Genomic DNA, 11,928 nt, shown 5'->3' with positions numbered 1-11,928 from the left:
TCAGACGCACTTTCGCAGGAAGGAACGGAGGTCTTCGGCGAACAGACCGGGGACCTCCATCGCCGGGAAGTGGCCGCCGGTGTCGTACTCGGACCAGTGTTCCACCGGGCCGTCCTGCAGGCTCCGGATCGTGGTGTCCCCGGCGAAGACGGCGATCCCACGCGGCGGACCGGCGGGCGCCTCGCCCCAGCCGCCTTGCGACATCTGCCGGTAGACCTCCATGCCTTCGTACACGGCGTGCGCGGAGGAGGCGCCCGCGCCGGTGAACCAGTAAAGGCTGACCGCGGTCAGCAGGTGGTCGCGGTCGACGGCATCGTCCGGCAGTTCCTTGGCCGGATCGGTCCATTCGGCGAACTTCTCCACGATCCAGGCGAGCTGGCCGGTGGGGGAGTCGTTCAGCGAATAGGCAAGCGTCTGCGGCCGGGTGGCCTGCAAGTGCAGGTAGCCGAGGCCGTCGGACTGGAACCGGTTGAAGCGTTCGCCGCGCTCGCGGTCCTTGTCGTCGAGGCCGTCCAGGTCGACCGCGGGTCCGAAGGGCATCCCCGCGCTCGTCCCGGTGAGGTGCACGCCGACCACACGGTGCGGGGCAATCATCGACAGGATGCCTGCGACCCCGGCGCCCGCGTCCGTGCCGTGGACGCCGAAGCGCTCGTAGCCGAGGCGGTCCATCAGCGTGGTCCATGCCTGGGCGACGCGGAACAGGTTGCCCCAGCCGGGGCCGCTCACCGGGTTCGAGAACCCGTAACCGGGCAGGGACGGGATGACCAGGTGGAACTCCTCGGTGAGCTCCTCGACGACCCGCCGGAATTCGAACGGCGAGCTGGGCCAGCCGTGCGTGAGGAGCACCGGCAGCGCGTCCGGGGCGGTCGAGCGGATGTGCAGGAAGTGGATGGTCTGGCCGTCGATCTCGGTGGTGAACTGCGGGAACTCGTTCAGCTCGGCTTCCTGGGCGCGCCAGTCGAAGCCGTCGGCCCAGTACTCGGCCAATCCCTTGAGGTAGGCGACCGGGACGCCTCTGCTCCAGTCGCCGGTGACCTCGCGGGGCCAGCGGGTGCGGTGCAGGCGGTCCTTGAGGTCGTCGAGTTCGGCCTGGTCGATGGCGATGCGGAAGGGCTTGATTTCGGTCATGGGGCTAGATTAGGAACGATTGCGGAAAGGTTCGTTCCGCGATTGCGGACAAGGTGGAATCCATGGCGGAAACTTCGGCGAGACTGCTGCGACTCCTGTCGTTGCTGCAGGCCAGGCGTAATTGGACGGGGCCGGAACTGGCGGACCGGCTCGACGTCACCACCAGGACCATCCGGAACGACATCGAGCGGCTTCGCGGCCTGGGCTATCCGGTCGACGCCACTCCCGGCGTCTCCGGTGGCTACAGCCTGGGCGCCGGCGCGGCGATGCCCCCACTGCTGCTCGACGACGAAGAGGCCGTCGCGGTGGCGATGGGCCTGCGCACGGCCGCGGGCGGCACGATCGCTGGGATCGAGGAGACGTCGGTGCGCGCGCTGGCGAAACTGGAGCAGGTGCTGCCGTCGCGGCTACGGCGCCGAGTCGCGGCGCTGAATTCCGCGACGCTCGCGGTGCAGGGCGGAGGGCCCACGGTCGACGCCGAGGTGCTCGCGGCCATCGCTGCCGCCTGCCGTGACCGCGAGACCCTGCGCTTCGACTACGTGGGGCACAGCGGATCCGAGACACGAAGGCAGATCGAGCCGCACCGCGTCGTGCACATGAGCCGCCGGTGGTACCTCGTCGGCTGGGACGTCGACAAGCAGGACTGGCGCACGTTCCGCGCCGATCGGGTGCGGCCGCGGATGCCCAACGGCCGACGGTTCGAGGAACGCGAACCACCCGAAGGCGGCGTGGTCGCCTACCTCCAACGTGGCGTCGGCGCCGCGTTGTGGCGGCACCACGCGACGATCCGGCTGCACGCCCCGGCCGCCGATGCCGTGGCGAAGGTGCCGCCCGCCGTCGTCGTCGAAGCCCTCGACGAGCGGACCTGCCTGCTCAAAGCCGGTGCGGACACGCTGGAGTACCTGGCGCTCTACCTGGGCCTGCTCGACACCGACTTCGAGGTCGTCGACTCCCCGGAATTCGCCGGGCACCTGCGCAAACTGATCGGCCGGTTCAGTCGTGCGGTGGATGCTTGATGTCGAAGACCAGTTCCGGGCGCTCCCAGGTGATCTTCGGCGGGCTGGGCGGTACGACGCCGACGCGGCGGGCGCCCATCCGCTCGTAGAACCCGGCCGCCGGCGGATGGGAGACGACGCGGAGCTCGGTCATGCCGAGGTCCGCGGCCTGCCCGAGCATGTGCTCGATCAGCCACGCGCCGATGCCCGTGCCCTGAGCCGAATCGGCGACGAACAGCAGGTCCAGCTCGGCCGGGTACTCGATCAGGCTGTAGAAGCCCACCACATCCCGCTGCGCGTGGGCGACGAACGCGGGATGGGTGGCGAGGTAGTCCTCCGTGACCTGGTAGTTCTCGAGGATCGACGCGTACTCCCCTTGGTAGGCGGCCGATTCGTGCATCAGCGCCGTCAGCCTGCCGGCGTCGGAAGCGCTTGCCCTGGAGATGCGGTAGCTCGTCACGAGCGCAGCTTAGAACGTCACACCGACAATTCTTGACCTCCAGCTATCTGGAGGTATGAGGCTGGGTTCCGACAGCAGGGACGAACTGGAGGAACAAGATGAAAGCGGCCGCGTTCACGGAAGCCGGTGGCCCGGGAGTGCTCCGGGTGCTGGAGCTGGAGGAGCCGCACGCCGGGGCGGGGGAAGTCCGGGTACGGGTGAAGGCGGCGGGGGTGCAGCCGTACGACGCGGCCGTGCGGGCGGGATGGGAACCCGCGGGGCTCGAGCTGCGTTGGCCGCGTGTCCCCGGGAACGAGTTCGCCGGGGTCGTCGACGAGGTCGGTTCCGGGGTTACCGGCCTCGTCGCGGGGGCCGAGGTGCTCGGCTTCACCACCGTGCAGGCATACGCCGAGTACATCGTGGTGCCCGCGGAGAACGTCACGCCGAAGCCGGCGGAGATGCCGTGGGAGGTCGCGGGCGGGTTCACGGCGGGGACCCAGACGGCGTATCTGGCGCTGGACGCCCTCCGGGTCGCCCGCGGCGAGACACTGCTGATCCACGGAGCGGCGGGCGCGGTGGGCACGGCCGCCGTCCAGCTCGCCGGGCTGCGCGGGGCGAAGGTGATCGGGACGGCGAGCGAGGCGAACCAGGACTACGTCCGTTCGCTCGGCGCCGAACCGGTGGTTTACGGCGACGGCCTCGCGGACCGGGTGCGTGGCCTCGCGCCGTCCGGCATCGACGCGGCGCTGGACGGCGCGGGCGGGGAAGCCTTCGACCTTTCCCTGGAGCTGGTCGGGAATCCGGACCGCGTGCTCACCCTGGTCGAGCACGGGCGCGCGCCCGAGGCCGGGGCGCGAGTGGTCACCGGGACGCGGTCGGCCGAGCGGCTGGGGATGCTGGCGTCGTCGTACGTCAAGGGGGAGTTGCGATTCCTCGTCCGGCGGACGTATCCGTTCACCGAAGCCGCGGCGGCGCACCGGGAGATCGAGACCGGGCACGGGCGGGGCAAGGTCGTGCTGACCTTCCCGTAGAGACCTCGTGAGTGGTAAGGACGGTTAGAGCCAACGGTGTCTTGCGTACCTACCGGAGGTGGCTGCCGGTCGATCGCGGGTCCGTGAAGGCCTCCTTCCCTACGCTCAAGGTAGGGAAGGAGGCCTTCACGGACACCAGAACGCCGGCAACGGCACGTTAAGGCTGGCCCAGGTCCCCTCGTGAGTGGTAAAGACGGCTAGAACGACCCGAAACACTCACGAGCCCCAAGATCCCCGCAGCTTCCTCACCACTCCGCGCACCACGAGCGGCGTCACGATCGCCACGAAGAGCACCAGCGCCGCCCAGCCCCCGAAGCCGCCGAACCCGCCTTCGTCGTAGGCCGCCGGTGCGGCTTCCCGCCAGTTCTTCGAGCCGCCGCCCGCCGATTCCTCGTCGGGGCTCGCCGTCGCGGTCGCGGTCTTGTCGCCGGTGGCCGGACCGTTGGCGGGCCCCGCCGACTTGCTCGGCCCACCCGCACTCGGCCCGGCCGCGGGTTTGCCGTTCGGGGCGATGATCCCGGCGGTCACCAGCGGGTCGGGCGGGCTGGTGGCGCCCGCGCCGAGACTGCCGCGGAAGGTCGGGTTGGCGCAGTTGCCCGCGTTCAGCTGTTTCGGCGGCTGCCCGGTGAGCCGCGCGTTGGAGTTCATGATCTCCTGCGACAGGTTCGGCGGCAGCGGCGAGTAGCCGATACGGGCCATGTTGATCTGGCCGTCGCAGGCCACGTGTTCGAGGAACGCGGTCATCGTGTCGGTCTTGCCCTGGTCGCCGTAGCCACCGCGGCAGGTGTCACGGCCGCTCGTACAGGGCATCATGATGTAGGAGTACGCCGAAATCGGGTAAGTCTTCGGGTCCGCGTTCGAGTAGACCTTGTCGAGTTTCTGGCTCAGGTCTGGGCGGAGTTCCGCGAACTTCAGCGCGGAGGCGATGTTCTCCGCGTAGGGCTGTGTGTACTGACCCGCGCCGTTCTGCACCCAAGCCGACGGCACGTTGTGGCGCTGCGCGTAGGCGAATTCGTCGTAGGCGATCGAGAACGGGATGGTCGCTTTGCCGATGGCCTGCGCGATCTGGTCCGAGTCCGCGAGCAGCCGGTACCAATCGGCGTCCGGTCCTCGTTCGGGCAGCTGGATCGGGCGCACCCCGGCGGGCAGGCTGCCCATCCCGTTGCCGACGTTGCGGGAGACGAAACGCTGGTAAGCGTCGGGTGCCGCGTGCGCGACGAAGTCGTAGAACAGTGCCGTCGTCCCGGATTGCCCGGTCCGCCCGACGAGGGTGATGGGCTGGTCCGGCAGCGACTTCCCGCCGTTGGTCGCGGTGATCGCCGGATCACTCCAGCGGGTGATGTCCCGGCTGAAGATCCGGCCGATCACCTCGCGCGTGAGGTGCAGGTAGTCGACCCGCTTGCCCGCCTGGTCGGTGACGTTGTACATGACGGCGACCGCGCCGGCGACGTCCGGAACGTACTGGTAGCCGCGGGTCTGCGCGGTCACGCCGCCACCGCCGGCCGCGAGGAGTGAGGAGACCTCGGCTTCGGTCCCGCCGAAGTCGACCGTCCGGTCGCCGTACTGGTTGACCCCGGCGGGTGAGTTGGTGGCCGAGTAGTTGACCGGGATACCCCGCGACGTCGCGCCGTTCTGCCAGTCGGTCATCGCCACACCGACGTAGCTGGACCCCGAGCCGGTGACCCTGCTGAGCGCCGCCGCGCCGGGCGCGCCCGCCACGGAGATCGAGAGCAGCAGCGCCGAGATCCCGGCCAAAGCGCCCACCCCGCGCAAGGTCGTCATCCGAACCGCCCGTTCACGTAGTCGAAGGTGCGTTCGTCCGACGGCGCGTTGAAGATCGTGTCGGTCGGACCGTGTTCGATCACCCGGCCCGGTTCGTTCTCGGCCGCGAGGAAGAACGCGCAGTGATCCGAAACCCGTTGGGCCTGCTGCATGTTGTGCGTGACGATCACGACGGTCACCTCGTGCCCGATCTCGGCGATCGTCTGCTCGATCCGCCGGGTGGACGTCGGGTCGAGGGCGGAGCAGGGTTCGTCCATCAGGAGCACGTTCGGCTGGACCGCGAGCGAACGGGCGATGCAGAGCCGTTGCTGCTGCCCGCCGGACAGGGCGCCGCCGGGCGAGCTCAGCCGGTCGCGGACCTCACGCCACAGCCCGGCGCGTTCGAGACTCTGTTCCACGAGTGCGTTCTTGTCGTCGCATTTGACCCCGGCGAGTTTCAGCCCGGCGAGCACGTTGTCCCGGATGGACATCGCCGGGAACGGGTTCGGCTTCTGGAACACCATGCCGATGCGCAGCCGGACCTGCTGCGGCCGGGTTCCGTCGGCGTAGATGTCCTGGCCGTCCAACAGGACTTCACCGGTCAGCGAAGCGGACGGGACGAGCTCGTGCATCCGGTTGAGGATGCGCAGGAAGGTCGACTTGCCGCAGCCCGACGGACCGATCAGCGCGGTCACCTCTTTGGCTGGCATCCGCAGCGACACGCCTTCGAGGACCAGCCGGTCGCCGAACCAGGCGCCGATCTCGCGCGACTCGAGTTCCGCCGCACCGGGCGGCGGGCCACCGGTCAAGGTGACCTGAGGCCTGCCGTCCACAGTGGACAAATCGATGGTGTCGGTCACCGGTTCTCCTTCGTTCTTTTCGCCTTGCGCTTCGACCGGTCGCGTCCGACGATCCTGGCGATCGCGAACAGGCCGAAGATGAGCAGGATCAGCACGAGCGCGCCGACGTAACCGCGCTGCTGGACGTTTTCCAGCGGCTGCTTGATGAAGCGGTAGATGAACAGCGGGATGCTCTCCTGTGGAGCGGAAAACGGGTTGGCGTTCATCGCGAGCGAGCCGAACGAGGTGAACAGCAGCGGTGCCGTTTCGCCCGCCACCCTGGCGATCCCGAGGATCACAGCGGTGGTGACGCCGGTGCGCGCGGTGGGCAGGACCACCGACCACACCGTCCTGGCCCGGCTCGCGCCGAGTGCCAGCGACGCCTCGCGCAGCCCGTCCGGGACCAGCCGGAGCACCACGTCCACGGTCCGCGTCACCGTCGGCAGCATGACCATCGTCAGCGCCAAGGTGGCCATCAAACCGTTGTAGCTGAACAGTCCCACCCCCGCCTGGATCCCGGGGATGATCAGCGCCGCGTAGATGAACAGACCGGCCACGATGGACGGGAGCCCGCTCATCGCGTCGACCATGATCCGCACCGGGCGGCGGAACCTCGACCGGGTCTCGTTCAGGAAGATCGCGGTGAGCACGCCCAGCGGAACGACGAACACCAGGGTCAGCGCGGTCTGCTGAAGGGTGCCGACGACCGCGTGCAGACCGCCGGTCGCGGTGACCGGATCGGTCGGCGCGACCGCGGACATGTCGTGGGTGAAGAAGCCGAGACGCAGGTACGGGGCGCCCTCGATCACGATGTAGGTCAGCAGGAACAGCAAGGGGACGAGCAGGGTGAGCGCCCCGGAGACCACGATCGTCGACACGAGCCGGTCCGACGCGGCCAGTTTGCCCAAGCGGTCGCGGGTGACGAGGTAGAGCATCGCCAGGTACAGCAGGTAGGCGACGATCAGATCCGCCAGCCAGCCGGGGGAATCCAGCAGCAGGTGCATGACGAACCAGGTGAGCAGCGTGGCCGACACCGCGCAGCCGAGCGCCGCCAGCCGGTCCTGCCGCGTGGTCTCCGACGGGCGCCGTTTGACGAGTTCGCGCGGGCCGGACGCGACCGGAGGAGTCAGTGTCGTGGTCATCAGGCATCCACTCCCGCACCCGACCGGCTCTTCGAGATGATCACCGACGCGGTGAAGTTCGTAGCGAGGGTGAAGACGAACAACACCAGGCCCGCCGCCATCAGCCCGGACAGCGAAAGGCCTGAGGCGCCGGAGTTGTTGGCGATGAACCCGGAGATGGTCGCGCCGCCGAACTGGAGGATGTGCTGCGTGATCTCCGGAACCTGGGGCAGCAGCAGGGAAACGGCGATCGTCTCGCCGAGCGCGCGGCCGAGCCCGAGCATCGAACCGCCGATGATGCCGCCCCGGCCGAAGGGCAGCATGACCGTTTTGACCATCCCCCACCGCGTACTGCCCAGAGCGAGCGCCGCTTCCTTTTCCCCGGGCGGAGTCTGCGCGAACACCTCACGGATCACCGAGGTCGTGATCGGGAGGACCATCAGGGACACCACCAGCCCGGCGATGAACATGGACTGGATGTACAGCGTGTTCTCTTTGGACGCGAACAACGGGAACCAGCCGAGGTTCTCGGTCAGCCACGTCGAAACCGGGACGATCTGCGGGCCGAGGAAGCTGAATCCCCACAGGCCGTACAACAGGCTGGGAATGGCGGCGAGCAGGTCGACGAGGCCGGTGAGGAAGCCGCGGATCCGGCCGCTGGAGTATTCGGTGATGAACAGCGCCGCGAGGATGCTCAGCGGCACGGCGACCAGGACCGCGATGAGCGCGACCACGATGGTCCCGTAGAGCAGGCCCAGCACGCCGAGCACGCCGGAGGCAGGGTCGAACCGGATGGTGGTGAAGAACCCGAAACCGCTGTTGTCGAAGGCAGGCCCGGACCGGTAGACCAGGAAGAAGCCGATGACCAGGAGAATGCCCAGCATGGTCAGCCCGGCGCCGGTGGTGACCCGGCGGAACGCCCGGTCGGCCCGGGAAAGGACTTCGGTGATCGCCCGCCGCACCGGGGCTCCCGGTGAGGACGGGTCGGGCCGGGGTGGCGCGACGGTCACGAGCGGCCTTCCTTCGTATCGGTGGGCAAACGAGTTCAGGGCACACCACGTCGCCCCTCGATGCGGCCAGTATGTGGTGCCCGATACCGCGAAAGGTGTCCAAGCGGGGAACGCCCGACGGGGCGCGTGTGAATCTGTGCCGGGGCGGGTCCGGGGGCGGTTGACCCCGAACGGGCGACTCGGGGACGTTGGTTCCGGCGCGGCTCGTGATCGAGTCCCGCTCTCCGCCGTATGCCCGCGCACCTTGGGAGTCGTCCGTGTTCTTCGTCCGCGCAAGACAAGTCGGGATCTTGCTGATCTGCGGGGTGCTGATGGTCACGGGAGTGTCCGTCCCCGCGGCGCAGGCGCAAGCGCCGGCGAACCCGCCGTACACCCTCAAAACCGAGCCCGCCGATCTGTCGGCGGCCCGGAACGGCGACCCGGTGCGGATCACGGTGTCGGGATTGGCGAGCGGTGCGCAGGCGTCACTGAGAGTCTGCCCCAAGAGCTTGCCGGACAATCTGATCAAGGTCGCCGGTAAACCGCCTTGGGCGCGGGACAGCAGCGTCAGCGCGCGCGTCCGGGCCTACTGCGGAGAGCTGAAGGACGAATTCATCGCGAACGCGGCGCATATGGACAGTGCCACGGGCCGCCGGAGCAGCAGAACCGGCGACATCGTCATCGACACCCAGATCCCGCTCGGTTCCTCCACCCCGAAACCGATCGTCTGGGACCCGCTGTACACCACCTTCAACAAGAACGCCGAAGGCCAGCCGGACAAGCCGCCCACGGTTTCCTGGGCGGCCAATCCCGACGTCGTCGATCCGGCGACCGGTGCGAAGACCCGCAACAAGTATTCGTTCCGGTGCGACGAGAACAATCCCTGTTCGGTCGCGGTCACGATCACCGCGAAGAACGCGGACGGCGCGTTCGTGACCTGGATCGACAGCTCGATCGAGTTCACTCCGTCGCAGCAGGCGATCGGCGTCGAAGGCTGTAAGGGCGCCGGTCAGAACACGCTCAGCGCCAGCATGCCGGAGCGGCTGGGCCGCACCGCGGTCGCTTGGAACCAGGCGCTCTGCGCGCCCACCCAGGCCGAGCAGCCGGCGAACATCGTGAGCGAGACGGAAAACGCCGGTCTGACCGCGTTCGACAAGGGCACCTCGGATCTCGTGATCACCGGCAGCGGAAACGCGCTCGCCCCCCAGACCGTCCGGGACCGGCAGTACATCCCGGTCGGGATCAACGCGGCCGTCGTGGCCGCGGTCGGCTGGTCGCCGACCGACACCGACGACAACGGGAGTTCGCTCAACGCGAAGTTCACCGGCACCCTGCGGTTCACCCTCGACGAAGTGGCGAACATGGTCACCAAGGGGGGACAGCAACCCGATCTGGACGGCCGGGGCGGCATTTTCCGGAACGGTACCCCACTGGTCGGCCGTAATCCGGGGCTCGCCGCCGTCACGCGGGAGAACGAGGCGAACGCGGCCAGCGCCAGGGCCGGCGCCGAGAGCCTGGATTTCTTCGGGGTGACCGGGGAATCCGGGCCGGGCACCGTGCCGCTCGCGCTGAGCAGGGTCCTCGCCGGGGCGGCGCCGGAGGCCTGGGTGTTCCCGAAGAAGGGGACCGAGTACTTCGGTGAGCTGAACGGGAAATCGCCAGGGGTGATCTCCGATCTCAACGCGCTCGATCCCGGTGCCCGCTCGCTGCACAACGTCGACGCGAAAACCGGTCAGCTCGCCGTGCGCAAGACGGTGCAGAACGGTGTCGTGGGAACGGGATTCGTTTGCACCGGCGGCTGCATGAGCTGGGTGATCACCGATCTCGCGACGGCGAGGGCCTATGGCTGGGCGCCGGTCGCGCTCCCGGACGGCAAGGGGAACTTCGTCGCGCCGACCAGGGAAAGCCTGCAGCTGGCCGCCGATTCGATGGAGGTCGGCGCGGACGGGACCGTGCAGCCGGGCACCGTGACCAAGGACGGCGCGTACCCGCTGACCTTCGTGGAATACCTGGCGGCACCGGTCAATCCGTTGATCGACGCGACCTGCAAGCCGATGACCGAAAAGCAGGCGCAGCTGAAGGCGGTCGCCGAACTGGCGAGCGGCTACGGCCAGTCGCTGCTCCCACCGGGGATGACCCCGTTGAGCCCTGGCCTGGCGGCCACCGTTCCCGCGCGAGTGGCCAAGATCGGCACCGGGACGGTCCAAGACGCCTGTCAGGAAAGGGAAGAAGCGAAGAATCCGCCACCGGCGGGCGGGAACGGTGCCACGACGGCCGCCAATTCCTCGTTGACCGGTCCCAGCGGGGGAACGGGTTCGCCTGCGGGGACGTCGGCGACGGCGGCCGCCTCCGGTCCCGCCGCCGCGGCCGCGCCGACGCCGGAAAGCGTGCTGGCGGCCAAGAATCTCGCCGAGTCGATCGACATCCCGAAGTTCCCGGGGGCGGGCGTGCTGGGCGCGCTCATTCCCTTGGTGGCGTTGGTGATCCTGGCGACGTTGCCGTCCGCGACGGCGTACGTCGCCGCCGGACGCCCGGTGCCGAGGTGGCTGGTCGTCGCCTTGGCCGAGATCGGGGCCGCGTTCGCGATGCTTTTCGGTCTCCTGCGGCGTAAATCGGCCGGAGGGACGGCGTGAGCACCTCCGTCGAAGAACCGGAAACCCGCTTCCTGAGTTTCGGTCCGGGATGGATCGGCACCGTCCTCGCCGCTTGGCTGGTCACCACCTTGGTGGCGCTGGCCCTGGTCGTCTACGCGCTGGGGCCGATGCTCCAGGCGAGCGACCAGCGGAAGGCACTGGGCGAGATCCGCGGTGAGATCGGCCTGGCGCTGGGGGCCGGCCAAAGCCTCTTCGGTGCCGCTCCGCCCACCGAACCGGTCGAGTTCGGCAAGCCGGTCGCCGTGCTGGAGATTCCCGCGCTGAAACTGCGGCAGGTCGTCGTCGAAGGCGCGTCGAGCGGGGAAACCGCGTCCGGGCCGGGCCACGTGCCGGGGACCGCCGGTCCCGGGCAGCCGGGCAACGCCGCGATCGTGGCGCGCAACGCGGGTTACGGCGGTCCGTTCGGTTCGCTGGAGGCACTGGGGCCCGGTGACGAAATCGTCGTCGCGACGACTCAGGGCAAATCCGTCTACCGCGTGACCGAGAAGGCCACGCGCCCGCTCGACGAGGGTGCCGACTACGGCAAGACCCAGAACGATCGGCTGACCTTGGTGACCTCCGCGTCCTGGTGGCCGCTGGCCTCGCAGGAAGCGACCGTGGTGACCGCGGTCCTGGAGGGCAGGCCGTTCCGGCCCACCCCGCAGAACGGCAAGGCGGACGCGCAGGACGGGCGGACCGGCGACGGCGACGCGTGGGCCGGGCTGGTGCTGGCCTTCGGCGGATTCGTGGCGGCGGCGGCCGGGGCGACCTTCCTCTACCGCCGGTGGCGGCCGGTTTCCACCTACGTCATCACCGGGCCGGTGCTGCTCACTCTGGCGTCGCTGGCGGCTTTGGCACTTTGGCGACTGTTTCCGGCTTGGGCTTAAGAGCGATTTCGGTCTTTTCGGACCGAAATCGGTCTCACCATGTGGCGCTTCCCCCGATACCGACTTTGGTCGGTGGACTCCTCACTGATCGCTCTTTAGGTTCTC

10 protein-coding genes are annotated in these 11,928 nt (G+C 69.0%); 4 read left to right on the top strand and 6 right to left on the bottom strand.

From position 1 onward, the window contains the following. Positions 1-1,128, bottom strand: a complete 1,128-nt coding sequence (locus AC0685_RS17435; RefSeq protein WP_478226447.1) for an epoxide hydrolase family protein — start codon at positions 1,126-1,128, stop codon at positions 1-3. Between the two features lie 62 nt (positions 1,129-1,190). Here AC0685_RS17435 and AC0685_RS17430 point away from each other — a divergent pair, with 62 nt between their 5' ends. Continuing rightward, a complete protein-coding gene (locus tag AC0685_RS17430) occupies positions 1,191-2,144 on the top strand; it encodes a helix-turn-helix transcriptional regulator (RefSeq protein WP_478226446.1) in 954 nt (317 codons plus the stop codon). On the opposite strand, the gene AC0685_RS17425 is transcribed toward AC0685_RS17430, so the two are convergent. Then, positions 2,122-2,583 (bottom strand): GNAT family N-acetyltransferase, encoded by a 462-nt coding sequence (locus tag AC0685_RS17425; RefSeq protein WP_478226445.1) that lies wholly within the window; start codon positions 2,581-2,583, stop codon positions 2,122-2,124. The two genes, AC0685_RS17430 and AC0685_RS17425, sit on opposite strands and share 23 nt — an antisense overlap. A 98-nt stretch (positions 2,584-2,681) precedes the next feature. Here AC0685_RS17425 and AC0685_RS17420 point away from each other — a divergent pair, with 98 nt between their 5' ends. Next, positions 2,682-3,593, top strand: a complete 912-nt coding sequence (locus AC0685_RS17420; protein WP_478226444.1) for an NADP-dependent oxidoreductase — start codon at positions 2,682-2,684, stop codon at positions 3,591-3,593. A 216-nt stretch (positions 3,594-3,809) separates the two neighbouring features. Here the strand turns inward: AC0685_RS17420 and AC0685_RS17415 are convergent, their stop codons facing one another. From AC0685_RS17415 to pstC, 4 genes are read right to left on the bottom strand one after another with little or no spacing between them, the layout of a single operon-like run. Beyond that, entirely contained in the window at positions 3,810-5,375 is a 1,566-nt protein-coding gene (locus tag AC0685_RS17415; RefSeq protein ID WP_478226443.1) for a substrate-binding domain-containing protein, read from the bottom strand. Next, positions 5,372-6,187 carry a phosphate ABC transporter ATP-binding protein gene (locus tag AC0685_RS17410; RefSeq protein ID WP_378440308.1) on the bottom strand — a complete coding sequence of 272 codons (816 nt, stop codon included), beginning with the start codon at positions 6,185-6,187 and terminating at the stop codon, positions 5,372-5,374. Before AC0685_RS17410 ends, AC0685_RS17415 begins: the two co-directional genes overlap by 4 nt. Positions 6,188-6,210: 23 nt before the next feature. After that, the gene (gene pstA, locus AC0685_RS17405; RefSeq protein ID WP_478226442.1) at positions 6,211-7,335 is read right to left on the bottom strand and encodes a phosphate ABC transporter permease PstA; all 1,125 of its coding nucleotides are present in this window, start codon (positions 7,333-7,335) and stop codon (positions 6,211-6,213) included. Next, complete coding sequence (gene pstC, locus AC0685_RS17400; protein WP_478226441.1) at positions 7,335-8,324, bottom strand: phosphate ABC transporter permease subunit PstC; 990 nt, start codon at positions 8,322-8,324, stop codon at positions 7,335-7,337. The genes pstA and pstC overlap by 1 nt, the downstream gene beginning before the upstream one ends. A gap of 257 nt (positions 8,325-8,581) precedes the next feature. On the opposite strand from pstC, the gene AC0685_RS17395 reads away from it, so the two are divergent. Next, positions 8,582-10,936 carry a hypothetical protein gene (locus AC0685_RS17395; RefSeq protein WP_478226440.1) on the top strand — a complete coding sequence of 785 codons (2,355 nt, stop codon included), beginning with the start codon at positions 8,582-8,584 and terminating at the stop codon, positions 10,934-10,936. Next, positions 10,933-11,823 (top strand): sortase, encoded by an 891-nt coding sequence (locus AC0685_RS17390; protein ID WP_478226439.1) that lies wholly within the window; start codon positions 10,933-10,935, stop codon positions 11,821-11,823. Before AC0685_RS17395 ends, AC0685_RS17390 begins: the two co-directional genes overlap by 4 nt. Positions 11,824-11,928: the final 105 nt, after the last annotated feature.

This window comes from Amycolatopsis sp. NPDC043889, from assembly GCF_056435645.1.
This window is presented reverse-complemented; position numbering and strand designations above follow the sequence as displayed.

Bases quoted from the DNA above. Each gene is read 5' to 3' on its own strand.
- AC0685_RS17435 (WP_478226447.1), bottom strand. From the start codon at position 1,128: ATGACCGAAATCAAGCCCTTCCGCATCGCCATCGACCAGGCCGAACTC.
- AC0685_RS17415 (WP_478226443.1), bottom strand. From the start codon at position 5,375: ATGACGACCTTGCGCGGGGTGGGCGCTTTGGCCGGGATCTCGGCGCTG.
- AC0685_RS17430 (WP_478226446.1), top strand. From the start codon at position 1,191: ATGGCGGAAACTTCGGCGAGACTGCTGCGACTCCTGTCGTTGCTGCAG.
- pstA (WP_478226442.1), bottom strand. From the start codon at position 7,335: ATGACCACGACACTGACTCCTCCGGTCGCGTCCGGCCCGCGCGAACTC.
- AC0685_RS17420 (WP_478226444.1), top strand. From the start codon at position 2,682: ATGAAAGCGGCCGCGTTCACGGAAGCCGGTGGCCCGGGAGTGCTCCGG.